We start from the raw sequence: 248 nt of genomic DNA on the forward strand, positions 1-248 counted from the left end.
CACTGGGGCAGGACGCGCCCGTGCTGGTGCAGCGCATGGTCGATGAGGGGCACGAGCTGGTGCTGGCCGTGCGCTCCGCTGGGACGCTCGGCTTGTTCGGCGGCATCGGACTCGGCGGCTCGGCGGTGGAGCTACTCAACGACGTGCGGTACTTCCCGCTGCCCTGCGACGAACAGGCTGTTCGGGCCACACTGGCTCGGCTGCGCGGCGGCGACGCGCTGCTGGGCTTCCGTGGCCAGGAATCGGTG

1 pseudogene (running past one end of the window) is annotated in these 248 nt (G+C 71.4%); it reads left to right on the forward strand.

Annotation, left to right across the window (positions count from 1 at the left end):
- Nucleotides 1–248: pseudogene (locus GEV06_28645) on the forward strand (LLM class flavin-dependent oxidoreductase) (it continues 775 nt past the right edge of the window).

It is taken from the genome of Luteitalea sp. (genome assembly GCA_009377605.1).
Lineage (GTDB): Bacteria > Acidobacteriota > Vicinamibacteria > Vicinamibacterales > Vicinamibacteraceae > WHTT01.